The sequence below is a fragment of the 'Nostoc azollae' 0708 genome (genome assembly GCF_000196515.1).
In the GTDB taxonomy this organism is placed as follows: domain Bacteria; phylum Cyanobacteriota; class Cyanobacteriia; order Cyanobacteriales; family Nostocaceae; genus Trichormus_B; species Trichormus_B azollae.
In genome coordinates this window covers 1955271-1979937 of sequence record NC_014248.1, presented here as the reverse complement: position 1 = coordinate 1979937, position 24667 = coordinate 1955271, and the positions used below count along the sequence as shown (strand labels likewise).

The 24667-nt window shown below is 39.9% G+C and carries 27 protein-coding genes and 3 pseudogenes; 16 read left to right on the top strand and 14 right to left on the bottom strand.

The features are described from left to right. Positions 1–85: 85 nt before the first annotated feature. The 3 genes from hflX (at position 86) to gshB (ending at position 3383) form a co-directional block, all read left to right on the top strand. On the top strand, positions 86–1837 hold the full coding sequence (gene hflX / locus AAZO_RS09075) for a GTPase HflX (protein WP_013191015.1): 1752 nt from the start codon (positions 86–88) through the stop codon (positions 1835–1837). 157 nt (positions 1838–1994) lie between these two features. Next, positions 1995–2255 (top strand): glutaredoxin 3, encoded by a 261-nt coding sequence (gene grxC, locus AAZO_RS09070; RefSeq protein ID WP_013191014.1) that lies wholly within the window; start codon positions 1995–1997, stop codon positions 2253–2255. Positions 2256–2420: 165 nt separating this feature from the next. Beyond that, complete coding sequence (gene gshB / locus AAZO_RS09065; protein ID WP_013191013.1) at positions 2421–3383, top strand: glutathione synthase; 963 nt, start codon at positions 2421–2423, stop codon at positions 3381–3383. A 243-nt stretch (positions 3384–3626) separates the two neighbouring features. Here gshB and ftsZ read toward each other — a convergent pair whose 3' ends face one another. Next, positions 3627–4916 carry a cell division protein FtsZ gene (ftsZ, locus tag AAZO_RS09060; protein ID WP_013191011.1) on the bottom strand — a complete coding sequence of 430 codons (1290 nt, stop codon included), beginning with the start codon at positions 4914–4916 and terminating at the stop codon, positions 3627–3629. Positions 4917–5946: 1030 nt separating this feature from the next. On the opposite strand from ftsZ, the pseudogene AAZO_RS09055 reads away from it, so the two are divergent. Next, positions 5947–6252, top strand: a pseudogene (locus AAZO_RS09055) (ISLre2-like element ISCst1 family transposase); the annotation flags it as partial. Between the two features lie 475 nt (positions 6253–6727). On the opposite strand, the gene AAZO_RS09050 reads toward AAZO_RS09055, so the two are convergent. Then, entirely contained in the window at positions 6728–7618 is an 891-nt protein-coding gene (locus AAZO_RS09050; protein WP_013191009.1) for a cell division protein FtsQ/DivIB, read from the bottom strand. Between the two features lie 179 nt (positions 7619–7797). Next, positions 7798–8106 (bottom strand): hypothetical protein, encoded by a 309-nt coding sequence (locus tag AAZO_RS09045; RefSeq protein WP_013191008.1) that lies wholly within the window; start codon positions 8104–8106, stop codon positions 7798–7800. A 673-nt stretch (positions 8107–8779) separates the two neighbouring features. On the opposite strand from AAZO_RS09045, the gene psbO reads away from it, so the two are divergent. From psbO to AAZO_RS09025, 4 genes are all read left to right on the top strand, one after another. Next, a complete protein-coding gene (gene psbO / locus AAZO_RS09040) occupies positions 8780–9613 on the top strand; it encodes a photosystem II manganese-stabilizing polypeptide (protein ID WP_013191007.1) in 834 nt (277 codons plus the stop codon). 608 nt (positions 9614–10221) lie between these two features. Further along, a complete protein-coding gene (locus AAZO_RS09035; protein ID WP_041642856.1) occupies positions 10222–10998 on the top strand; it encodes an RNA polymerase sigma factor SigF in 777 nt (258 codons plus the stop codon). 132 nt (positions 10999–11130) lie between these two features. Continuing rightward, entirely contained in the window at positions 11131–11991 is an 861-nt protein-coding gene (locus AAZO_RS09030) for a hypothetical protein (RefSeq protein WP_013191005.1), read from the top strand. A 178-nt stretch (positions 11992–12169) separates the two neighbouring features. Further along, the gene (locus AAZO_RS09025; protein ID WP_013191004.1) at positions 12170–12421 is read left to right on the top strand and encodes a hypothetical protein; all 252 of its coding nucleotides are present in this window, start codon (positions 12170–12172) and stop codon (positions 12419–12421) included. Between the two features lie 173 nt (positions 12422–12594). On the opposite strand, the gene AAZO_RS09020 is transcribed toward AAZO_RS09025, so the two are convergent. The 3 genes from AAZO_RS09020 to AAZO_RS35155 form a co-directional block, all read right to left on the bottom strand. Continuing rightward, entirely contained in the window at positions 12595–12786 is a 192-nt protein-coding gene (locus tag AAZO_RS09020; protein ID WP_013191003.1) for a hypothetical protein, read from the bottom strand. A 99-nt stretch (positions 12787–12885) separates the two neighbouring features. Next, positions 12886–13659 carry an imidazole glycerol phosphate synthase subunit HisF gene (gene hisF / locus AAZO_RS09015; protein WP_013191002.1) on the bottom strand — a complete coding sequence of 258 codons (774 nt, stop codon included), beginning with the start codon at positions 13657–13659 and terminating at the stop codon, positions 12886–12888. A 48-nt stretch (positions 13660–13707) separates the two neighbouring features. Next, positions 13708–13866 carry a hypothetical protein gene (locus AAZO_RS35155; RefSeq protein ID WP_187289630.1) on the bottom strand — a complete coding sequence of 53 codons (159 nt, stop codon included), beginning with the start codon at positions 13864–13866 and terminating at the stop codon, positions 13708–13710. Between the two features lies 1 nt (position 13867). Between AAZO_RS35155 and ruvB the strand changes: the two genes are divergently transcribed. From ruvB to AAZO_RS35150, 4 genes are all read left to right on the top strand, one after another. After that, the gene (gene ruvB, locus AAZO_RS09010) at positions 13868–14983 is read left to right on the top strand and encodes a Holliday junction branch migration DNA helicase RuvB (RefSeq protein WP_013191001.1); all 1116 of its coding nucleotides are present in this window, start codon (positions 13868–13870) and stop codon (positions 14981–14983) included. Positions 14984–15228: 245 nt separating this feature from the next. Then, positions 15229–15483 (top strand): FkbM family methyltransferase, encoded by a 255-nt coding sequence (locus tag AAZO_RS29545; RefSeq protein ID WP_338027188.1) that lies wholly within the window; start codon positions 15229–15231, stop codon positions 15481–15483. A gap of 175 nt (positions 15484–15658) precedes the next feature. Beyond that, complete coding sequence (locus tag AAZO_RS09000; protein ID WP_013191000.1) at positions 15659–16459, top strand: tetratricopeptide repeat protein; 801 nt, start codon at positions 15659–15661, stop codon at positions 16457–16459. A gap of 179 nt (positions 16460–16638) precedes the next feature. After that, complete coding sequence (locus AAZO_RS35150) at positions 16639–16806, top strand: hypothetical protein (RefSeq protein WP_187289629.1); 168 nt, start codon at positions 16639–16641, stop codon at positions 16804–16806. Between the two features lie 51 nt (positions 16807–16857). On the opposite strand, the gene AAZO_RS08995 is transcribed toward AAZO_RS35150, so the two are convergent. Then, positions 16858–17358, bottom strand: coding sequence for a dihydrofolate reductase (locus AAZO_RS08995; RefSeq protein WP_013190999.1), 501 nt, complete (start codon positions 17356–17358; stop codon positions 16858–16860). A gap of 19 nt (positions 17359–17377) precedes the next feature. Between AAZO_RS08995 and AAZO_RS08990 the strand changes: the two genes are divergently transcribed. Next, complete coding sequence (locus AAZO_RS08990) at positions 17378–17548, top strand: glycosyltransferase family 1 protein (protein WP_144031267.1); 171 nt, start codon at positions 17378–17380, stop codon at positions 17546–17548. 213 nt (positions 17549–17761) lie between these two features. On the opposite strand, the pseudogene AAZO_RS08985 reads toward AAZO_RS08990, so the two are convergent. Next, positions 17762–19147: pseudogene (locus AAZO_RS08985) on the bottom strand (cytochrome P450). 339 nt (positions 19148–19486) lie between these two features. Between AAZO_RS08985 and AAZO_RS08980 the strand changes: the two are divergent. Next, positions 19487–19714 (top strand): transposase family protein, encoded by a 228-nt coding sequence (locus tag AAZO_RS08980; RefSeq protein WP_041639759.1) that lies wholly within the window; start codon positions 19487–19489, stop codon positions 19712–19714. Positions 19715–20059: 345 nt separating this feature from the next. Here the strand turns inward: AAZO_RS08980 and AAZO_RS08975 are convergent, their stop codons facing one another. Further along, the gene (locus AAZO_RS08975) at positions 20060–20851 is read right to left on the bottom strand and encodes a TIGR01548 family HAD-type hydrolase (protein ID WP_013190997.1); all 792 of its coding nucleotides are present in this window, start codon (positions 20849–20851) and stop codon (positions 20060–20062) included. Positions 20852–21327: 476 nt separating this feature from the next. Here AAZO_RS08975 and AAZO_RS08970 point away from each other — a divergent pair, with 476 nt between their 5' ends. After that, positions 21328–21654 (top strand): 30S ribosomal protein PSRP-3, encoded by a 327-nt coding sequence (locus tag AAZO_RS08970; protein ID WP_266889408.1) that lies wholly within the window; start codon positions 21328–21330, stop codon positions 21652–21654. A gap of 56 nt (positions 21655–21710) precedes the next feature. On the opposite strand, the gene AAZO_RS41165 is transcribed toward AAZO_RS08970, so the two are convergent. The 4 genes and pseudogenes from AAZO_RS41165 to AAZO_RS26295 all read right to left on the bottom strand — a co-directional run. Continuing rightward, on the bottom strand, positions 21711–22151 hold the full coding sequence (locus tag AAZO_RS41165) for a WD40 repeat domain-containing protein (protein ID WP_049790637.1): 441 nt from the start codon (positions 22149–22151) through the stop codon (positions 21711–21713). Positions 22152–22221: 70 nt separating this feature from the next. Continuing rightward, a complete protein-coding gene (locus AAZO_RS41160; protein ID WP_049790636.1) occupies positions 22222–22416 on the bottom strand; it encodes a WD40 repeat domain-containing protein in 195 nt (64 codons plus the stop codon). Then, the gene (locus AAZO_RS43555) at positions 22328–22594 is read right to left on the bottom strand and encodes a WD40 repeat domain-containing protein (protein WP_420807059.1); all 267 of its coding nucleotides are present in this window, start codon (positions 22592–22594) and stop codon (positions 22328–22330) included. The genes AAZO_RS41160 and AAZO_RS43555 overlap by 89 nt, the downstream gene beginning before the upstream one ends. Positions 22595–22607: 13 nt before the next feature. After that, positions 22608–22997 (bottom strand): annotated as a pseudogene (locus AAZO_RS26295) (serine/threonine protein kinase); the annotation flags it as partial. 142 nt (positions 22998–23139) lie between these two features. Here AAZO_RS26295 and AAZO_RS29540 point away from each other — a divergent pair. Continuing rightward, a protein-coding gene (locus AAZO_RS29540; protein WP_228371582.1) for an IS5 family transposase occupies positions 23140–23948 on the top strand; the annotation gives its coding sequence in 2 pieces (ribosomal slippage) (positions 23140–23476 and positions 23476–23948; 810 coding nt in all). Between the two features lie 89 nt (positions 23949–24037). On the opposite strand, the gene AAZO_RS08950 is transcribed toward AAZO_RS29540, so the two are convergent. Beyond that, complete coding sequence (locus AAZO_RS08950) at positions 24038–24385, bottom strand: protein kinase family protein (protein WP_013190993.1); 348 nt, start codon at positions 24383–24385, stop codon at positions 24038–24040. Positions 24386–24667: the final 282 nt, after the last annotated feature.

Below are 24667 nucleotides of genomic sequence, written 5' to 3'. Positions count from 1 at the left end.
TATCCAAGCCTAACCTTGTTGTAAAATAAATATATAGAACATATAGAAAGATTAGGGGGGGCCAGTTTACTGGTCATAAGCGCCTATAGAGACTATCTTCGGAAACCTCCAAGGTTTAAAGTCCAGCCAGCGGAAACAACTACAGCGGCTGTACCACCAGCGTATATCGGGTGATCGCGTTACAACACCAGAGTTCGCCCAACGCCTGGCTGCAATTAGCACGGAATTAAATCAGCCTGTATGTACCTACCTCAACCGTCGCGGACACGTCGTCCGGGTGGGGGTAGGCACTCCATGTCAAACCCAAATTCCACCACTAGAACTGCCTCGTTACAGTGCACAACGTCTTAGCGGTATCCGTTGTATAGCTACCCATCTCAAGGCAGAACCACCAAATGAGGCAGCACTGACAGCAATGGCGCTACAACGGTTAGATGCTCTCGTAGTTCTGAATATTACCGGCACGGGATTTACCCGAAGGGGTGGTGGTTCAACTGGGTACGTGAAAGAAGCTTATTTAGCTCATTTGCTAGCCAATAGCAAGCAGTTGCTTTTCACTCAGTCTTCGGGTCAATCTTCGGGAATTACCATCCCAGACACAAACCTATATTCCAGCGTATCGCCACCTCTAAGTTTAGATGCGATCGCCGACGAGGATTTTCTGGACTTGGTGGAAAGTCTAGAAGAAGAATTCAGTCGGGAATATATCGCCCAGGAAGTAGATGCTGACCATGATCGCGTGGTCATTGTCGGGGTGTTAACTGATAAGATGACTTCCCAACAATTCCAAGACACCATACTAGAACTAGCGCGGTTAGTAGATACAGCCGGTGGTGATGTCTTGCAGACGCTACAACAAAAGCGATTGCGCATTCATCCCCAAACCGTTATTGGTGAAGGAAAAGTCCAAGAAGTAGCTCTCACAGCTCAAACCCTGGGAGCTAATCTTGTGGTTTTTGACCGCGACCTCTCACCGACTCAAGTCCGCAACCTAGAAGCGCAAATTGGTATCAGAGTTGTTGACCGCACAGAAGTAATCTTAGATATCTTTGCCCAACGTGCCCAATCTGGTGCAGGCAAATTACAAGTCGAACTCGCGCAGTTGGAATATATGCTGCCACGACTCACCGGCAGAGGCCGTGCCATGTCCCGACTAGGGGGTGGGATAGGGACTCGTGGACCTGGTGAAACCAAACTAGAAACGGAACGCCGGGCAATTCAAAAGCGTATATCTCGACTGCAACAAGAAGTTAACCAGTTGCAAGCACATCGTTGTCGGTTACGTCAACGGCGACAACATCGGGAAGTTCCTTCAGTTGCGTTAGTGGGTTATACCAACGCTGGCAAGTCCACCTTGCTCAACGCCCTCACTAACGCCGAAGTTTATACAGCCGACCAACTTTTTGCTACACTTGACCCCACCACACGCCGCTTGATTATTCCCCATGTGGGTACAAGTGAACTACAGGAAACCCTAATTACAGATACAGTAGGGTTTATTCACGAGTTACCTAACTCCTTAATGGATGCCTTCCGTGCCACCTTGGAGGAAGTAACAGAAGCAGATGCCCTCATACATTTAGTGGATTTATCCCATCCTGCCTGGTTGAGTCACATTCGTTCAGTTCGGGATATTCTCGCTCAAATGCCCATCACTCCTGGGCCGTGCTTGGTTGTATTTAACAAAATCGATCAAGTCGATAGCGAAGCCCTGGCTTTAGCAAGGGAAGAATTTCCTCTGGCAGTGTTTATTTCTGCCAGTCAGCGTTTAGGCTTAGAAACCTTACGCCAGCGTCTGTCCCAGTTGATTCAATATGCTGTAGACGGCGATTGTTGACCGAAAACAGGGTGTGGGGTGTAGGGGAAAGAAAAGGGTGTACGGGAAAGTCGAATGCCCAATGCCCCATGCCCTGCCAAAACCCACAAATGTGACAACGGGAGTATTTTTTAGTTTTGGTTAGAATTGAAAAGTATTTGTTCAAAATCAGAATATTATGACTGCAAAAGTAGAAATTTACACTTGGACTACTTGCCCATTTTGTATTCGTGCCAAAAACCTACTGATAAATAAGGGAGTTGATTTCCTCGAATATACTATTGATGGAGATGAGGTAGCCAGAAGTAAAATGGCTGAAAAAGCAAATGGTAGACGTTCTGTACCTCAAATTTTCATCAATGATGAACACATTGGTGGTTGTGACGATATTTACGCTTTAGACCGTCAGGGTAAATTAGACGACCTACTACTAACGTAAGATTCTGTAGTTAAAATATTCCATTCATTAACCTCAACCTGACGGGAATTCTGGGGTGGAATTTGCCCCTCATCCAGGCTCAACACATGATCATCTGAAGAGACGCTCACTCGAACAAATGGACATGATATAACAATTACATTTCCAGGTATTGAGGTAAAGAGGGTGAAACTGGCTTTTATTATTGATCCCATCCATCAGCTTGACCCTGGTCATGATACCAGTGTTGCTCTTATGGAAGCTGCACAAAAGTTAGGACATGGAGTTTGGGTTACACAGACAAACCTGTTGAGTGTGGTGAAAGGAAAAGCTTGGGCTTTGCTTCAGCAGGTGGAACTTGTACCAGTGGAGGTGGTGGAGGGGCGTTGGTTAGCAGCGAATCCTTGGTATAACTTGAGGGAATGTTCTTTTACTCTCTTAGAAACAATGGATGCTGTGTTTATGCGGACAGATCCACCAGTTAATGATGCTTATTTATATGCAACTTATACTCTGGATTATATTGACCAAAATAAAACCTTGGTGATTAACAATCCCAGTGGTATCAGAGCCGCAAATGAAAAAATGTATGCTCTCCAATTTAGCCAATGTATTCCCGAAACAATTGTCAGTGCTGATAAACAGGTGATCCGCCAATTTGTAGAGGCCAAGGGTTCAACGGTTCTTAAACCACTGGGGAATAAAGCTGGGGAGGGGATTTTATTTTTGCAATCAGGTGATCGCAATTTTAACTCTATTGTCGAACTGAGTACCCTTCAAGGTCGATTACCAGTAATGGTACAGAACTATCTACCAGAAGCGAAAGAGGGAGACAAGCGGATTATTTTGCTCAATGGTAAACCCATAGGGGCACTCAATCGTCTCTCCAGTGGCAGCGATTTTCGTAATAATATGGCAGCTGGCGGCACTGTGGCACAAACGGAAATTACACCAAGAGAGCAGGAAATTTGCGGCTTATTAGCCGACAAACTGAGTCAAGACGGTTTAATTTTCGTTGGCATTGATGTCATTGGTGGATACCTTACAGAAGTCAATGTCACCAGTCCTACAGGGATTCGGGAAATTGATCGTCTGGATGGAACTTGCCTTGGTCATCAGGTTATTCAATGGTTAGAAAAGAAGGTATAGCAGGGTGTAGGTTAGGCCAGGCTGAATTTCTACTTACTTCTTCACGAAAAACTGTTATGGCTTACGCCACCCTACCCTATCAGCAAACCCTAAATACAAAAAAACTCCAATAAAATATGGGGTTGGCAACTTAATTGCTGACCCCTATCGTAGTGAAATCAATCGAAAACACAGAAATTGTATACAGCACTCAACCGAAACTGAGACTGTAAATTTAATCTAAAATTTCAAATCTAGAATCACTTAATTTTTAGGTGGTGTGCGTCGCCGTTGGAGAAAATCAGGAATATCTAATACTGGTTTTTCCTTGGGTTCTGGAGTTGTTGTATTTGGTTGATTAACCGTTGGTTGTGGTGTAGGTTTCCTCGTATTTGTAGGAGTTACAACTCTAACGTTAGCCACATTTTGTTGTGGTGCAGCTTGGATTTCGCCTGTAAACCCAGTCGCAATAACAGTAATTCTGACTTCTCCTTGCAGTCGGTCATCAATTACTGCGCCGAAAATTATATTAGCGTTGGGATCAACTACTTCATAAATTGTTTCTGCCGCAGCATTCACTTCATGTAGAGTCAAGTCGCTACCACCAGTAATGTTGAACACAACTCCTCTAGCTCCTTCAATCGAGCATTCTAATAATGGTGAAGAAATAGCTGCGATTGCTGCTTCTCTGGCTCTAGATTTGCCAGAACTTACACCAATTCCCATCAATGCTGATCCTGCATCTGCCATGACAGCACGTACATCAGCAAAGTCAACATTAACTAAACCAGGGATCGTAATGATGTCAGAAATACCTTGCACCCCTTGACGTAGGACATCATCAGCATAGCGAAACGCTTCTTGTACTGGTGTTTGTTCAGGAATTACTTCCAACAGCTTGTTGTTGGGGATAATGATCAAGGTATCTACCCGACTCTTTAATCCTTCAATTCCTTGTTCAGCTTGGGTGGTGCGTCGTCGTCCTTCAAACACAAATGGCCGGGTAACTACACCCACAGTCAAAGCGCCCATTTCTTTGGCCACTTCTGCCACAATTGGGGCTGCACCTGTACCAGTTCCACCCCCCATCCCGGCGGTGATAAATACCAGGTCTGCACCTTCTAAAGCCGTGGCAATTTCATCACGAGATTCCTCTGCTGCCTTTTGACCAATGGCAGGATTACCCCCTGCACCTAAACCTCTTGTTAGTTTTTGTCCGATCTGCAATCGACTGGGAGCGCCAGCTAAGGTAAGAGCTTGGGCATCGGTATTAATTGACCAAAACTCAACCCCAGAGACATCAGATTCAATCATGCGGTTAACAGCATTACCTCCGCCACCACCGACACCAATCACTTTAATATTGGCGACTCGTCCAGGAACAATTTCACCAATGCGGCTGTTTTCAACCATCTTTTTACTATCATTACTTTGTCCGAAGTTCAGCCCAGAACTACCAAAGGGATTGTTGGAATTAATTGCCAAAGATAACCCTGGCTGTCCCAGGGTTTGGGAATTTTTATAGGTAAGCTCTTGGTTATTATCAAGTGTCATTGGATTTGTGAAAGGTAGATAAACGACTTTTTCGAGTTTTCTTTACTTAAGAGTCAACAATATTTTGACACTGGCACAATCTCTGGCACTGTTTTCTATTGTTCTCTCTGCTTCCTAATCCAACAGGATTGGATGTGAGATAATTAGCTATCGAATCAGTCTTAAACTTGGGCGATCGCACAGAGTGCAGCACCAGAGGCAATAATCGCATAACTAATTCTAGAAAAGTATACCTAGCATTGTCCGAATAACGGTCTATATAACTTGATCTAGACATTAATATTTTTAATGCTACGTTGCTGATTTCTCCCCATATGTCTTTGTTAAAGTTATGCTCAATATCCTCCCACTATTTCTACCAAAAATTCTTATTAGTGATAAATTTTACAAATTCGCTTCTCCTTTTCTGGATTAGTTACTGCTTTCTTCTGAGTTTATTGTATAATTTTTGCCTTTCTATGGCTTAAAATACTTAACAAAGGTATTTTGTCTGATTTTAGAGTTGATTTTCATCCAAAGCTTAAAGTATTTCTTATACACCTTAGCAGAGTAAAAGCAACTCTACACTCTAAATTCTCAACAAACCAGAGTAGTTGTAAACATACATGATGCTAAATTTTAGCTGCGTTATTCAGATGGTTAGTAGATGTCACTAAGGCGATTTTGTGAGGTGAGGCAAAAAGTGTGCGCTCACTAAATCTAAAACAGGCATCGATAAAAATCATTTACCGTACGACTAAAATATCCTATACAGCGAACTAAAGTGAAGTTACTTAAATAAATTTATCAGGTGAGAGAAGTTGAGACACACTGCTATTGTGGTCAAAAAAAAGGTAGGATTTCCGAAGAAAAAACAGGGAACCCCTACCATTAATTAATGACAAGAAATATATATTCAAGTCTTAATTTGACCAAATGTTTGAAAGATTTTCAAGAGCAAGTTACGAAAATTTTAGAAAAAAAACATTCCCCAATGGAATGGACAAACTTTTAAGGCCCATGAAGAAAAGATTAGAGAAGGTGTATTAATATGGATGAACTTATTGCTTCAGCATTAGGAGAGCATTCTAAAACTCTGGTTAAACAAAGAAATCATCTTTTACATGCCGATGGGGAAGAACGTTTGAACTATGCTAAAGATTCAGCCCCTAAATTACCTATTGGTAGTGGAGCTATGGGAAGTTTAATCCGCCAAGTTGTCAACTTAAGGATGAAAGGAAACAGTGAATTTTGGTTAAGAGAAAATGGGCAAATTATTTTACATCGGATAGCTGGAAGTTGGCATAATTTCTGTAATTCAATTTTTATCTCTTTTATCCATCTTCAAACTGTCTAATATTTTATACCTACAACTCCCATTTAACAGAATTTTCTATGCTAATCAATACCTGCTTATTTGCTAACTGACCTAAGCAGCTTATTCCCACCAGCCACAAATGATTGAATGCAAGTCTTCTGAGGATATTTTGAGAAGATACTTTGTCTTGGAATTTTATTTGTTTAATGTTATGTATTTTACTTTAGTTCCAGACAAATATTTTAGCTATGTCTGTGGTTGGCGTAGCTAAAAGCACGACTTTTAGCCCACCTCATAAAATCGCCTTGCTCCCATGTCAATATCACAGATCATTGGACCTTATAGATCCAAATTTTGCCTTTTACTCTCTACTCTTTTAGCTTGATGGCAGAAAAACTTAATGTTTGACAATATCAATGTTTGTTTCAAAAGCCCGACCGCTTAGTTGATTTCCTCAAACAAGCAAGAGTTGACTAGGGATCTGGGGAATTAATCCGCGTTGTTTGATTCAGTTTTACTGATTCACTTGTACTAATGGAGAGTCAGGATTTTTAAGATCAATATATGCTATCTGTCCAGGATTAAATTTTGCAGGTAAATGTCTCATTTGGACGAGTACCTTGATTTTTTGAGGTAGTTGGGCATTGGGTAAACCAAGATGCACATTTCCTAACTCGGTTTTCAATATTAAATTTGCGGGATCTTGACAATCAATTTCCATGACTTTGACAGAACTTTGACTGACAGCTTGATACATTTGAGTCCAGTAAGGGCGGTATTGTTCTGGTGGACCCACAACTTTAAGACTCGGTAATTTACCGCTAGAATTTAGGGAAGTGTATTTTTCCAGGGGGATCAAAGCCCCACTAGCATCTAGTAAACCCACATCAGTCTGTTTTCTCTGAGAACTACTATTTTTCAGACATGGTGGTGTTAGTTTTGCACCAGACCTATCTGAGAATTGGGGTTGAGTATTGCAGCTAGTTATTTTTGACAACGGGAGGGTGTGAGTAATTGCAACTGGAAATCTTTCCTGGATTTCAATGACTAAACCAGGGGGAAACAAACGACGGCTGACAGTTGCTTTTGCGATCGCAGGTTGTTGTTCCAATGATTCGGCAATAGCAGAAGGCTCAATTCGCCACAAGGATTGGGGATAAGATAGCACCAGAAGCGACTGAATTGTCTGCTCAGATAAGAATTGATTACCGGATATCATAACTATTTGTGTAGGTGCTTTTAGCACCCACATTGGTTGGATAATCAGCCAGAGTAATCCGCCTGCTAGACCACTCACGGCGAATGTTCGCCAAATAGTCTGGATAATTTTCATCTGCCGTTGCCAACGTAATTTTTCACGCCTCTGGGCTAAATCCTTGCGGGAAATTGAGACTATACTGGCCATTAAAACCCCTTGTATTTGGTCATTAGTGATTGGTCATTAATTATTATTCATCAGCAAAAGGCAAAATTAAAGATAAATATTCTCCCCCTACTCCCCTAGTACCCTGGTTCAGGCCCTAGCACCTAATATTTCCAGTAATTATCACTATCAAGCGTGTGATTATCGTTTTTGATCACAGGTTATTCATCGCCAACTTCTACAGGCAAATTTACTAGGAATGATTGTAATCGCATACGTTCAATATAAGGCCAACCCCCTTCAGACTCAATATTTTTGAGAAGTGAGTAAAGTCTTTGGCGGTTATCTGGCAAACTATCTTGAAACATTCCATCACGAATCTCTCTGTGTAACTTCTCTAACTGACGCAACAAAGCTAATAGCGCCGTTACATCTCCTTGATAAACTTTGGCGGCATCTTTGATGACATCTGTAATCACCTGTAACTTATCTGTCCGCTGCTCGAATTCAGAATTCTTATTATTGCTCATGCACATTTCTCCATATATATATACAGGCTCAACTCAAATTTACCTAAGATTAGCTAGAAAGTCTTGACAGCAAAAAGGTACTGGCTCTGGAATAGGTGGTTTATTTCCCCCAACCTGTACTAGTTATCCAGTTTAGGCTGGTCGTTGGTAATTCCTCCCCACTGTCCCAGTCATCTTTTATAGTTCCTCAAAAATTATTGGGATCACTTCTAAAACCCAGCCATAACGTGCAGGACAAACCCCATTACAGCTCAACGGGATCAATAAGTTCTTGTTTCCAATCAGAGTGTTTTGATTTTGAGTTAAAAAAAATCGTATGATCTGGCTGATTTCCCAATTAAAAAATGGGCTTTACGTAGTGGTAGCACATACATACATAAGACAAAATATCTTGGGCAACGCCGCTGTTGTCAAAAGCAAAACCCCCTTGCTATTCCTCAAGATAATGCGCTCAATCTCAGTAAAGAAGGGGTTAGATTCGCCGTATTAGCCTGTGGACTGGATCGTGCCGACACTTCCAGGAAGAAGCAGGAAGAAAAAGCTGGCTCTTATTAGCATTAGTTAGCTTTTTTGTATCGGATTAGGACTCTGTAGCAGATCGTGGTGTAAGCCATACTCCTGTATTCTTTTTGTTGACAACTTTAGATATTAATTTTTGACATTGAGGTTGACCATGAGGTATCGTGCTTTAATCGTTGCATTCTTAGCTTTATGCTTAGGGCTAATCACTGCTTGTAGTGATGCACCCTCTACTAACAGCAGAGACTTACTTACTTACGAACAAATTCGAGGCACTGGTTTGGCTAACAAATGCCCTCAGTTGTCAGAAACAAGCCGTGGTTCTATTGCCCTAGATGGCACTCAGTCATACAGCATCAAGGAACTTTGCTTAGAACCTACCAATTACTTTGTCAAAGAAGAACCTGCTAACAAACGGCAAGAAGCAGAATTTGTAGCTGGTAGATTGTTGACAAGATATACTTCCACCATTGACCAAGTACAAGGCGACCTAAAAATCAATCCAGATAATAGTCTCACCTTTGTAGAAAAAGATGGTCTTGACTTCCAAGCCATCACTGTCAAACTTCCTGGTGGGGAACTAGTTCCTTTCCTCTTTACCATTAAAAACCTGGTTGCACAAACACAGCCTAATTTGACCAGTATCAACACCTCTACAGACTTTGAAGGCACTTTTAAGGTTCCTTCCTATCGTGGTGCTGCTTTCCTAGATCCCAAAGGTCGTGGTGTGGTTTCTGGTTATGATAATGCTGTGGCTTTGCCAGCCCAAGCGGATGATGAAGATTTGACTCGCACTAACGTTAAGCGTGCAGAAATCCTCAGTGGCAAAATTTCTTTACAAGTTGCCAAAATAGATAGCTCTACCGGAGAAATCGCTGGTACTTTCGTGAGTGAACAGCCTTCTGATACAGATTTAGGTGCAGGTGAACCTAAAGAGGTCAAAATTCGTGGTTTATTCTACGGTCGAGTAGAACCTAATCGCGCCTAAATATTGTTGATTAATAAAACTTAACTCAATTGCCCTGCTGTTTTCAGAGGGCAGTTGGGTTTTTTATTGAGTTCAGGAGGTTCAGGAGTAAGCATTAATTCTTCTCCCCATCGCCCCACACCCTAAGTAGTCCTCTGTGAATTATTCCGTGAATAGACAATCGTTAAATGAAGCTTTTACAAACTTACGTGAACTAAATGGCTTTAATACGTAATTCTACTTACTTAATATTTTTACGATTTCGTAAAAGTATTAAGTAGTATTGCTTAATATCTATGAATAAATCTCATATTGCATTTGTTAAATTAAGTACTATCTCGGTTTGATATTGGGGACACAATTGTATACTTTTGAGTCTATGGTAGTGGTTGGATAAGCTACAACCTACCAAAATATAATTCAATAAGAAAAAGACCGGTTCCCTTCAAAATCGCATCAAAATTGTACTAGATTTTCAACTCAGCCTGGAAAATCCTTTTCTAGTAAGTTTTTGCCTGCCATAGTGTTTATGGATTATGCAAAAAGGTTATTTATCAGTAAATTGTACGAAGCGGCTAGGTTTAAAAACAGTTAATTCACTCAACTATTTGCTTAATCCCCAATGTGCCATGCCTACTACAGCCACGAACGAACTCAAACATGAGATTTCCCAATTATTGCGAGAGTATCAGCAATGTCCCTCAGAACGTCTCCGCAATCAATTAGTGAAAGTAAATTTTGGACTAGTGAGAAAAGAAGCTCATTACTGGATTAATCAATGCCAAGAAAGCTACGATGATTTGATCCAGGTCGGCTGTTTGGGCTTGATTAGAGCTATTGAAAAATTTGAACTTTCTAAAGGAAATGCTTTTAGTTCTTACGCCATTCCTTATATTCGTGGAGAAATTCAACATTACCTCCGAGATAAAGGCGTGACTATGCGAATCCCCAGACGATGGTTGGCACTGCAACAACAAGCAATAGGACTGTCCCGTTCTTTACGCGAAAAATATAACCGCCAACCTACTGATGCGGAATTAGCAGCAGTATTGGCAATTTCCCTGAGTGAATGGGAGGAAATTAAATTAGCATGGATGAATCGCTCCCCCTTGAGTCTTGATGTACCCATAAAAGATGGAGAAGAAGGTGCTTCCTGTTTGGGTGAACTAGTTCCAGATCCTCATTACCGCAGTTTTCAACTGGCTCAAGAAGACCAAATTCGTCTACAACAAGCATTGGTACAGCTGGAAAATCGTACCCGCGAAGTTTTAGAGTGTGTATTTTTGCAAGATTTGACACAGAAGCAAGTTGCAGAACATTTGGGCATTAGTGTAGTTACTGTGTCTCGTAGAGTCAAAAAAGGACTGGATTTGTTGAAATATCTTATGGGTGTAGCAGAAGATTAACAGCACACAAGTTCAAACTGTGGTTTTGCTGGTCTGTTAATGTTAAAAATCAGCCTCGAAATGTCAAAATGTAGGTTATAAATAAAACAGTCTTCGCCAAGCAAACTTTCCTATAGCTTTCGAGAACAGCTAATGAGTATAAATACAGAAATTACAGCTACGGCTATTTTAACTTTGGTGATAGCTGGATGTGCTATTGGTGGAGAAACACCAGAAGCGAATCACACTCCTCCTGCTACAACTCCCCAAGATACAGCCCAAAAATCACCCGCACCTTTTCCTAGTCCTTTGGTATCTCCTCCAGTTAAAAACTCTATAGTTGCTAGAGGTACTGACTTAATTCCGTCTACAAATACAGATTTGCAACGGCAGATTATACAACAAGGACGAAGCGACCCGTTTGCAGAAATTGTTAAATCTCCCATCAGTCAAACAAATACACCGCTGACGATTCCAAACTCACGGACAGTTGTTCCTACATTACCTCCCCTTCCCATTCCACAAAGACCACAAACAGGGCTAAAACTTGATGGTGGACAATCACGAAGAACTCCAAATACAGTAGGTAGAGCTGGTGAGACTCAGGGAAAAATTGCTGGTGGACCTAAACCCAAGCCTCCCATAGTTTCACCCTTGCCTAAAGTTTTCCCTCAAACTCTCCCGAATTCATCCATCAAACCTGTATTGCCACCACAACCACAGCCTGAAACTGCAAGGGCAGTTTTAGTCAGTGGTATAGTTTTAATTGGTAGGCAACCTCAGGCAATTATTAAAGTACCGGATGAACCAACAAGTCGCTATGTCCAAGCAGGACAAAGATTAGGTAACGGGGTTTTAATTAAGCGGATTGAAATGAACGGTGGTTCTAATCATATTGTCATTTTTGAACAATACGGGATTGAAGTAGCCAAAGCCGTAGGAGAGAAACCACCTTCTTCTGAGCCGTCAAAGACGGCTGCTGGTAGTTCGATTTCAACGGGTACACCACTTTAAAAGTGTGTGATATCTGCACTTTCAACTAATTTAAATGGGCTATCAATCTGAAAAAACAGCTTATATTAACCTTTCTTAACTAATTAATTTCACCTGATTCAGATGGCCATATACGGTTGAAAGAAACAAAAAACAAAGTTTAATAACCGGATATTTCCGATTTTATATTATTATTTGTATGGAACAGATTCAGAAAGAAGTTGAATTTCGTAATTTGCCCTTAACTGTATATCAGGAAATAGCAGCGCATTTGTGTCAAGTTGAAGGGGTAGAAGTGGATTTAATGCCCCAGACATCTTCTGAATTTGATTACAATCAAAGTCAAGTTGGTGGCTTGTCTATTTCATGGACAGCAAATACCAACGAGGAAAGAGTCAAGGAAATTTTAGCTTACTATCAAAAACGCTATGGCAGTTCTTGTTCTGAATAAAATAGGACTTACGCATAAGGATTATGTCTAATAGCATGCTATGCATACGGTACTTGCTGTGTAAATTGCCTTCCGTAGGTTACCCGATCAGGAGGAAGAAAGAAGAATCAACATGGAATACAAAAGTCAGTTGTTCCATTCACAGCAGGTTCTAAACCGCCTGTGCTGATCTGCTAAGATACCTTTAACAGATAACTTATACAGTGACCCATTAGGAAGTAAACTACTAACATCGCTGCTGCAGCTACAGCAACTAATGTACCAGCTAACATTAGCGAAAATTCTTTGCTCTCGTAGGCTCTCTCCATCAGGTGTAGTGACCAGGCTACCAGCGCCACATCGAAAATTAAAATAGGAATCAACATATTTCTTAATATTTCTTAATACTAGTAAACTAATACTAACATTGTTTTGGGGAAATGTGTCTAACCTGGGAGAGATGTAATTGGTCTCTACATCTTTTATTAACAAGGGATTCGTACTGGAACAGATCGTTCTAGTAGGTAAGTTTTAATTTGTGCCACGCTTAATTGTCCGTAATGTAATAGGGATGCCAGTAATGCTGCTTCTGCTTTGCCTGTGGTTAAGGCATCGTGGATGTGTTCACAGTTTCCAGCACCACCAGAGGCTATAACAGGAACTTGGACTGATTGAGCGATCACTCGTGTTAACTCTAGGTCATAACCAGCTTGAGTTCCATCTGCGTCCATACTTGTAATCAACAATTCTCCCGCTCCCCGTTTTGTTACTTCTTCTGCCCAATATAAGGCATCAATACCAGTATTCTCCCTGCCTCCACTCACATACACATCCCAACCTGGGTTTTCGGGGTTGAGTCTGCGCCTGGCATCAATAGCAACTACAATACACTGGTTCCCGAAGCGATCACTTGCCTGATTAATTAAATCTGGATTGCGGACTGCGGCAGAATTAATACTAACCTTGTCAGCGCCGGCTCGTAACAAACCTTTAACATTTTCTAAGGTTTGAATTCCTCCTCCCACAGTCAATGGAATGAAGACCTGTTCCGCAGTCCGGTAAACCACATCAACAATCGTGTCTCGGTCTTCATGAGTCGCTGTAATATCGAGAAACACTAACTCATCAGCACCAGCTTCGTTATAAACCTTGGCCAGTTCTACTGGATCACCTGCATCCTTGAGATCTACAAAGTTAATTCCTTTGACAACTCTTCCCGCCTTGACATCCAAGCAAGGTAAGATTCTTTTAGACAACATAACTTTTTCACTCCTCGTATTTGCTCGGAATTTAAATTGTAAATGTAATTAGGTGATTGGTGATTGGTGATTGAGGGAGAATATCCATCTTCCTACTGACAACTGACAACTGACAACTGACAACTGACAACTGACAACTGACAACTGACAACTGACAACTGACAACTGACAACTGACAACTGACAACTGACAACTGACAACTGACATTATGGCGATAATCTCCTCGAAAAAACAGCCTCCAGAACCCAACAGACAACCAAAGCAGCAGCGGGAGTCAGCCAAAGCACCTTCCCAAAAAGCACCCCCCCATGAAAATATACTGCAACCGGACGCAGCTATTAATGAAGAAGGTAGGCAAGAAGAGAGTATTCGACCCCAGCGATTTGCTGATTACATTGGGCAGAAAGATTTAAAGGATGTGCTAGATATTGCTATTGAAGCAGCTAAGTCTAGGGGTGAGATTATAGATCATCTGCTGCTGTATGGCCCTCCTGGTTTGGGTAAAACCACAATGGCGATGATTTTGGCTTCCGAAATGGGGGTTAATTGCAAAATTACCAGTGCCCCAGCTTTGGAACGTCCAAGGGATATAGTTGGCTTATTGGTTAATCTCAAGCCAGGTGATGTGTTGTTTGTCGATGAAATACACCGACTATCGCGGATGACTGAAGAAATTCTCTATCCGGCAATGGAAGATTATCGCTTGGATATTACTGTAGGTAAAGGTTCTAGTGCCAGAATTAGAAGTATACCGTTGTCCAAATTTACTTTGGTGGGAGCTACAACCCGTGTTGGTGCGCTAACTTCACCTTTGCGCGAGCGCTTTGGCTTAATTCAAAAACTGCGATTTTATGAAGTGGATGAACTCAGTAGAATTGTTATCCGCACTGCTGAATTGTTAAAGACTACAGTTAACTGCAGTGGTGCTACTGAAATTGCTAAACGTTCACGGGGAACTCCCAGGATTGCAAATAGGTTGCTAAAGAGAGTACGTGATTATGCTGAAGTTAAATCTAGAACGGAAATTAATGAAACCGTTGCTGCAGAAGCTTTACAATTATTCCAAGTTGATCCTTGTGGATTAGATTGGACAGATAGGAAAATGTTAAGTGTCATTATTGAAAACTTTAATGGTGGTCCAGTGGGATTAGAAACTCTAGCCGCAGCGACTGGAGAAGATACCCAAACCATTGAAGAAGTCTATGAACCTTATTTAATGCAAATTGGTTATTTAAGCCGGACTCCTCGCGGTAGGGTAGCGACTAAGGCAGCTTATCAACACATGGGCTTTAAGCCACCTAATGAGCAGTTATCTTTGTTATGATTGCACGAAGACTCCTGACTTTTTGGAGAAATAGGGAACCTAAAGTTCTCAATTTGTAATTAAGCATTCAGCTAATGCCTAACCGCACGCTACGCGAACAGCAGTCAGCCTTTGCAGGCTAATACGAAAAATACCTATTTGATAATTAAGCAATTTCTCAAATATTCTGACTCCTGACTCCTGAATTCTTACCAACAGGTTTCCAAGGGAAACAAGTTAATTGTCAATTAAAAAGAGTCTCATAAATTATCCCTGAATATCAAATTGAGCAAGTTGATTTACTAAAAGTAGATGTAGAAAAAAGTGAACTAGATGTATTGTTGGGTATCGAAACTGAGGATTGGAAAAAGATTAAGCTAGTATTTGTGGAAGTACACGATTTAGATGATCGTCTAGACAAGATAAGTAATTCACTGAAAGATCAAGGATTTGCAAATATTAAGGTTGAAAAAGAAGCAATACTTAATAGATATAATATTTTTAGTTTGTATGCTTGGTGAGAAAAGGATTGACAAACTTGAGACTTCTTAGACATCCTTGGTTCCTGTCACTATCAGAATATCCTCTAATTACCTACTTTTTATTTTTTTATTATTTTAGAATAACTGGGACTATTTTCCTAGTTAGTTGTTGTTTGCTATATCATTAATTCTGTTGCACATCAAAGAGCCTTAAATGATTAAGATAGTTGGTATTTTCTTGAGTTTATTACTGATGTTTGGCTTTTGTATACCAGTGATGGCACAATCCCAACCAATTGCCACCCAAGAGTTACAACTAGGGGATGAGTTGGCAAATAAGGCGTTTGCGGCTACTAATAGGGGTGATTTTGTAGCAGCTGAAGACTATTGGACACAGATTATTGAAAAGTTTCCTATTAATGCAGGTGCTTGGATTAATCGCGGTAATTCTCGCGTGAGTCAAAATAAGTTGGAAGCAGCACTGACGGATTACAACAAAGCGATTGAGTTAGCACCAAATCTTACAGATCCCTATTTAAATCGGGGAACAGCGTTGGAAGGTTTGGGAAAATGGGAAGATGCGATCGCAGATTATAATTATGTCCTGGCACTAGATCCCAATGATGCCATGGCGTACAACAATCGAGGTAACGCTAAAACAGGTTTGGGAAAATGGGAAGATGCGATCTCAGATTACCAAAAAGCTACAGCAATCGCTCCTAATTTTGCCTTCGCTCGTGCTAATTATGCCTTGGCACTCTATGAAACTGGTCAAACAGATAAAGCTATCCGAGAAATGCGAAATATTGTTCGTAAATATCCTAAGTTTGCTGATATGCGTGCTGCTTTAACCGCTGCTTACTGGGTTGGAGGACAAAAAGGTGAAGCTGAAAGTAACTGGGTAGCAGCTTACGGACTTGATACACGCTATAAAGATATGGATTGGGTAACAAATATCCGTCGGTGGCCACCCAGTATGGTAGCAGCCTTGGACAAATTTTTAAAACTAAACTAGGCAATTATGCTTAAACTGCTTAGAAAGCGTACTTTTTCTTGATGAAAAGAAACTAGTACCGCCGTGAATTCAAAATGCTTCTTTCAGAAGAGCTATGGTAACAAAATAGTGCTTCCAGCAGGCTGCACCAACAAAATTCAAAATGAATACTGGGTAAGTTTTTCAGAGATTTGGAATGCTTGGTTTATTTACGCCGTACTGTACTAGGTTCAAAGCCTATCGGTGTCAACGGGGCTAAGGTGTACACACAAGTGGTCGAATTTAGCCAAGCCCTCACCGAACCGCCCCTAACCCCCAATACTGATGGGACAGGAATTTTCAAAGTCCCCCATGATTGGGGGATTTAGGTGGAAAAATAGACTCACACGAAGACACTCAAAATTTAACTCACAATTTAACTAAAACCTTTCAATCTCCACAAACTTAAACTGAAAGTCATTTTCCTGGGAATGCTCTTCTTTCGTTACTGTGCCAAAATTGGTAAATTCAGGAAAGTATACATCTCCCTCAAAATTACCTTCTACAATTGTTAAATACAGCTTATTAGCAAATTTAATTGCTTCTGCAAAAATTTCTCCTCCACCCGCAATAAATATTTCCTCCTTTTCACTCATTTTAGCCCATGTAACTGCCTCAGATAGTGAATAAAAAACAAGACAACCGGGAGCTTTATAATCATGACTTCTAGTAAGGATTATATTTGTACGATTTGGCAACGGATGATTAAAAGCAGCATAGCTTTTACGACCGAGAATCACAGGATGTCGCCAGGTTTTTTTCTGAAAATGTTGTAGATCGCTAGGAATATCCCAAGGAATACCTACACGAATGTGTTCCTTTTTTGAGTCAGCTAAAATCCGATTTTCGGAAATGGCAGCAATGAGACTAATCAGAGCCATAATTGACAATATCCTGATTTTGGAAACGGTTGAAGGATTACCTTCTGCTGTTAAGACTCTCACAACTGATAAGACAATGAAAGCTCGCGCCCGTGCCTTGGAAGAAAAAATTAGCTCTGAAGATGGTGTAGCAAGACCAGTTGAAATTTTTGATCCCTATACTAAAAACAGTTTACAAGTGTCATTCTGAACGTTCGCGGAGCGTCTCTAAAAGAGATAGTGAAGAATATCCGAGATACTAGAGCCTACGGCACGCTCCGGGTTCACCCAGTGTCCCGAAGGGATACACTGCACTACGTTAACCTATGGCGTAAGCCACACTGCGCTATCAGTATGACATAAGTCCAAGTCTCACCGGTGTGCAGTATACTGACCATCTTCTTCAGTTATTCAGTTTTCAAAGTCAAATCATCCTAGAGTCAAAAACTCGCTGACTTTGAAAACGCTTTCCCTTCACAACCATTTTCACACCCCCAGACGGACCCAATAAAGCGCCCTTCCGTGCAGGTTGTACTAGTTCAGTATCAGCCAATTCCATCTCCCATTGAGACAAGATAGTTGGTAAAACCAACTTCATCTTAAACAAAGCAAAAGCCATACCAATACAACGAAGATTTCCACACCCAAAAGATAAAAACTCAGAAGTGCTAAATTGACGTTCTAAAAAACGCTCTGGTTTGAACTGCTTAGAATCAGGATATAAATCTTCTCGATGATGGGTTAAATAAATACAAGAAATAACCAAAGTTCCAGGTTCTAAATTATAACCCATCACCTCCACCGGTGATTTTACCAATTTATTTAAAGCTAACATCGCTACCGGATACAAACGCAATGTTTCTGAACAAACAGCATTTAAATAGGGTAATTTGAAAATCTCATTAGCATCAGGCTTTTCACCCAAATTATCCAATTCTTGGAATAGTTTTTCTCGCATCTGTGGGAAATGATGAATCCAGTAAAGCGCCCATGTTAACGAAGTTGCAGTAGTTTTATGACCAACTACCAATAGAGTTATTAACTCATCCCGTAACTCAACATCACTCATTTGTTGACCTTGTTCGTCCTTAGCAGCCATCATCAAGGACAATATATCAGTGCCAGATGGATCTCGGTTCTCCTGAGGTTTCTTAACTTCCGCATAAATAATGTCCATTTGATCTGTTAACTGTAAGAATTTTCCCCAAGGACTCCACGCACCTAAATCTTTTTGCAATAATGGAAAAACTAACATCATTACTCTTAAAAAAGGTTGCTCAGTATTGAGGATTGTTAGTAGTAGTTTCTTAAGTTCCTCATAACGTGACCTACTCTATAAACCAAATACAGCTTTTAAAACTACCTCAAAAGATATTTATTGTATGGAATATAGGAGAGTAAATGGTTTTTCCAATTGCCAGTTATTAGTCACCTGCTGTGTAATTGGGCGGATTAAATCACCATAAGCCAGCATTCTCTTCCCGTGTAAAGGAGAAGTTAACAACTTGCATTGGCGTTGGTGTGGCTTACCTTCTACGGCGAGTAGAGATTTGTTTCCTAACAACGGTGCTTAAATACCCGCAGGCGCACCGGAGTCTAATTGTTTTGGGTCAGTGGTAAAAATTTGTTGAATAGCTTGGGGGTTGTTCATGAAAACTTGTGGCTTAAAAACGGGATCAATTCTTAAGGAGAAAATCTCACCGTAGTTTTTAGTACATTCTTCCATATATCCCAAAGGGTCTTTCAAGCATTGGAAAGTCTGTATCCAAGGGTGGTATTGAGGTCCATCGGGCAGTTTAAATGCAGACATTTTCATTTATCTCCCAATAATTCCAGCAACAAAAGACCTGTCAGGAAAATTAACTTGGTGTCAAAAAAATGGTAGAAGAGAATTTTGAGGGTGTAGGAAAAGGAAAAATCCACTAAATTAACTATATTCAAGAACATCCACATCGTAGAAAACAAATACTAGGAATAACTAACCATCAGTTTCAAGACTTGTTAGCCCGAGGTGAAATGCAGCATAAAAAACTTCAAGGTGACATAGAAAGTAAAAAGATAGGTATAAATCAGAAAGGAGCAGGCAGGGGGGAAACCAAAACTAGAGATAAAAGAACAGGTATGTCTATCCTTGTTCTATTTGAGGAAAATGCCAACATTTGAGGTTTTAGGTTTGCATTTTGGTATATCGAAAATCGAGGCAAAGGACACATTTCATTACTGGCTAAAGATATTACGAAATGTTTTCCCTCCTAGTCTCCTTGAACAGGTAGAAAAACATGATAGCGATTATGCCATGGCGACTCAGGATAAAAGGCAGGAAACAAAGAGTTTTCCACCAAGGGTATTTTCGTTTAATAGGTCATTAGACTTGTAAAAATATTCCGGGTACCTTACCTCAACAAAGATTTCCCCTGAGTTCCCCAATTTACTCACAAGTAATTCTTACTAACTATTTATGGTTTAGTCACATTAGGAATTGGTTCATTAGTTTTGCCTATTTCATAAATGTTATGGATATGAGGTAAGTTATGAATTTCTCATCAACATATTCATGGATAGGAACTATCCGTACCTATTCCCAACCCTGATTCTTTCCTTGGCTCTTTCCTCATCTTAACACTATGGAAAGCCATACACAGACTACTTTGTAGATTTCCGGACGTCTCTCTTATTATCAATCGGTAATTTCTACACCATCACTTCATTGATATTAGAACATTTATTTTCTTTCCCACTCCTGAATCTGACCTGGTGTTAATTCCTGCACATTACTAAATACTATCTTTGCACCGGCTTTCATCAGGGTTTCAGTATAAGTATCCCTTCTTACTGCTGTTTCCTGGACATGAGGTGGTAAAACTCCCACACCCAACCAAGTCCGAGAATTATCTACAGCTTTTGCTTTTTCCACGGTGTGCATATCTGCTACCGTATCTCCTACATACACCACCGTTTGTTTTGTTTCACTACCATTTTCTAACAAATTAATCGTAGCAAATAATCCCGTGGGGTCTGGTTTGCCTGGTGCATCTTCCATTGCTATTAATATAGGAGACTGTAAACCCAAGCGTTTTTCTAAGACGTAGTTAGCAGAACCCTGTGTGGCACCACTGAAAAAACCCCAAGCAATACCAGATTGAGTTAGTTCTTGAAAATAACTAGGTTGTGCTAATAAAGGTTCGTTACAAATATATCCATTCCAGTTTTCTGGGTCTGTACCACGGTAACGAGTTTGAAAATAGCTAACAATCTCTTGATAATTTAATTGCAGTTGGGCACGGGTTTTTCCTTGGTTGACAAAATGGCCGTAAATTAATTCTTCGGAAGCTTCCCAATCGTTATTCCAAATCCCTTCTGATTTGAGATTGTCGATGTCTGTTGGTGTGGGACGATAGGCTTGGGCGGTAAAATGTTCTACAGTATCTGATATGGCTCGACGATAGGAACCGCTAACGTCACGAATTACGCCATCTATATCAAAAATGATGATTGTATTTGTTTGTTTGGTCATGGGAATGGCAAATTAATTAATGTTTTCAAGATTTCAATCTCGATTACTACCAAATTTCAATTGATTTGCTCTGTTAGATGAATACACAAAGGCATTAAGTAGCAAAGCTTACATATTGCTTTTACTCACTAATAGGGATTATTTGAAATTTCAACTAAGGTTCGATTGCTCGGATGGTCTAATCATAGTCCATTTCAGAAATTGTATCAACAGGTAAAATAGCTGAAACCTTTGCTTTATAAGGTGTGTGGGTGTGTGAATTACAAAAAATGCCTCAAACCACATTGTCCAGATAGAGATTCAGATATTTTTTGCAGTATCTGATTTTTTACACCCACCCATCTGTGCAAAAATCGAAAATCAAAAATTTCTGCATTCTGTCACCTGTCACCTGTCACCTTTATGTTAATATTCAATCTCATTAATCAATTGGGCAGATATTAAGTTACAATAAGGGGTCGCAAACTTAGTAAGTCATAGCCGGATTTGTCCCGGAGGTACGATTGACGAAATTTATCTTAAAAATTCTCTGGTTAGATGAGAACGTTGCCTTAGCAGTCGATCAAGTTGTCGGTAAAGGCACAAGTCCCTTAACTAAATACTTCTTCTGGCCTCGTAATGATGCTTGGGAAGAACTCAAAAAAGAGTTAGAATCCAAACACTGGATTACTGATGTTGATCGCGTTGAGTTGCTGAATAAGGCAACAGAAGTGATTAACTATTGGCAAGAAGAAGGCAGAAATCGCCCGATGGCAGAAGCGCAGTTGAAGTTTCCTGAAGTGGCCTTCACAGGTAGCGCCTGATTGTTTTAGTTTGGTGATTGGGTAATTGGTGATTGGTAATTGGTAATTGGTAATTTTTAATTACTACCCGATTTCCAATTATCCCACAGTTTGATGGTTTTGTCCCTGCTACCACTGGCAATTAGTTGTGAATTTGGACTAAGGGCAATTCTAGATACTGAGTCAGTATGATCAAAGAGAGTGGCTATTTCCAATAGTTTACTGATATACCAAAGTTTGATTGTTTTATCCCAACTGCAACTAATTAGGGTTCCACTATCGGCTGTAAAAGCTAATCCTGGTAAGTACCAGGATTCCGCTAGATGTGTGCTAATTAACTTACTTGTGTTGACATCCCACAATTTAATGGTGTTATCGTCGCTACCAGTTGCTAAAATCTGTCCGTTGGAACTAAAAGCAACTGCTAGAACTGTTCTTGTATGATCTACAATGGTTGCTAAGAATTGATACGGGTAGTTCTGTAATTTTTGGTCTATTTGTAGTTTCCATAGACGCACTGTGCGATCACAACTGGCACTAGCTAATATATCATTTTTGGAACTGAAGGCGATCTCATTTATTTATAATTTATAATTTATGTCCTGTCAGTGTACAAATTTCTGCACCTGTATTTACATCCCAAACTTTAATAGTTTTATCCCAACTACTACTGGCAAGAATATTGCCCGCATGGTTAAGAACTACTGATTTTACAGCGCGTAAATGTCCACTTAATGTAGCAATTTCTTGCCATGTATTTACATTCCATAATTTTATTTTCATCACTTGCTATTGCTAAAATTTGTCTATTGGTGCTAAAAAACACTGATTTTACATATTTTGTATGTCCTGGCAAGTTAGCTAATAATTTTTGAGTTTTTACATCCCAAATTTGAATGTTTTTACTATCATCACCGCTGGCTGATATTTGGTTATCTGGTGTAAATACTAAGGTGTGAATTTGGCTATCAGGATTATATTGAATGGTGATATTTTTTGAACTGCAAGATGGAAACAGATAAATGTGGATGATGGTTTTTTATTCCTAGTATGGTGATGATTTCTGATGTTGATTGCCAGCGTTGTTGTAAGTCGGGGTTGATGATTTTTGTTAGGGTTTGCGCTAGATGTTCCCTAACTGTTGTAGTTAAATACTCTCGCCAAATCCAGGTATTGTTGGCAATATCAAATAAATCAAAGGGGGGAATTTCTGTCAGTAGATAAATACAAGTGACTCCCAAACTATAAAGGTCACTGGTAAAGGTTGCTGTTCCTTGTATTTGTTCTGGGGCGCTATATTCAGGACTAACAATTATTTGTTGTTCTCTGATATCGTTAAATGTGGTTAATGGTTGAGCATATCCAAAATTAACTAAGACTAAATTCTACCATTTTTGATTACGAAAGGATTCTCTAAGAGGCTGATAAAGTAAATGTAAAGGGGAGTAGAAAAGGAATATTGGAAGGATAGGATACATAAAATCTAGTGTATTTACATAGCTACTGATGGAACGAAAGTCTTACCCCACAGACTTAACTGATATGGACTGGGAAATCCTGGCCCCATTGATTCCACCAGCTAAAGAAGGAGGGCATCCACCCACAACAGATATAGGTGAAATATGTAATGCCATCTATTATCATTTGAAAACTGGATGTCAATGGAATATGCTTCCAGGTGACTTCCCGCCAAGGTCAACGGTATATAGCTATTACAGGAAATGGCAGGGCCAGGGGGTTTGGGAAAAATTCAACTATACATTGGGTGGTCAAGTTCGCTCGGAATTAGGTAAATCAACACAACCTACCGCGCTCGCCGCAGACAGTCAGTCGGTCAACACTGACCAAAAAAAGGGGATGTGTATGGTTTTGACGGATGTAAAAAGGTAAAAGGAAGAAAGGGGCATACTTTAGTTGATAGCCTGGGACTTGTGTTGAAAGTTGTTGTTAGTGAGGCGAATGCCCCAGAACGAATACTTACTGCCTATGCACTAATGGAACTGCTAGAGGAACCCACAGAATTATTAGAAAAAGTCCAAGTTTTATGGGTTGATTCCGGTTATGACGGTGATAAATTTGCACTTGCAGTTTGGTTCATGATTCAAGCTCATGTTGAAGTCATAGGACCTACTGAGCAAGAATTTAAAGTTTTACCACAACCCTGGGTAGTAGAAAGAACATTTGGGTGGTTTAACCAATATCATCGTCTAAGCAAGGATTATGAGCGTTTAACACAAATGAGGGAAGGGGCTATATATGCTCTTATGACTAGAATTAGTCTACTTCCTCTTGTCTCCTCAACATTTACTTTATAAATCATCTCTAATAATTAGATTTTCTCGTTTTATATGACAATGAATAATTTACCGCTTGTGAATAAAGTTAATAACTGGTAATAAGGTTTTTAATATTTTTGCCAAATTGGCATTTCTTGAAAAATACTTTCTTTAGCTGAAATAGCTTTTAAATTATCACCAGCAATAAATTCATAAACTAAATAATCATCTTCATGATAATCATCTTCATATTCTGTATGAAAATATACTAATTTAGTAATTTGTGGATTATGATTTAATATTTTTAATTTTTCAACCTTGTTAATAAATACAGTCGTGATTTGTTGATTTTGAGGCAATTTATGCACAATACAAGAAACCGAGGGGAACCGACCTTTATCAACGGCGAGAAAAGTCTGATAGTTTCCCACATCACCAATTAACTTAACTAACCGATAGCGTTTTTGTATTAACAAAATTTCCTCAAAATCAACTTTATTTTACTTGCGTGAGAATCATCTTCTTATTAGACCTCTTGCAAAATTGTTTCTGTGGTATGATACAGGGTGTTAGATGTTATGTGTTTTTGGTGTTCTTTGGGATCGCTAATTCAAACATAACCGTGTAACTCTGACTTTTGGCTAAAACAAAGACAACCTCCCATTATGACATAAAATTAATTCTGTAAGAGGTCTATTCTTTAGGTAACTCACTGATGATTTGACTAGCGTTATGTTCTTCGCTTTTATTAGATGGTC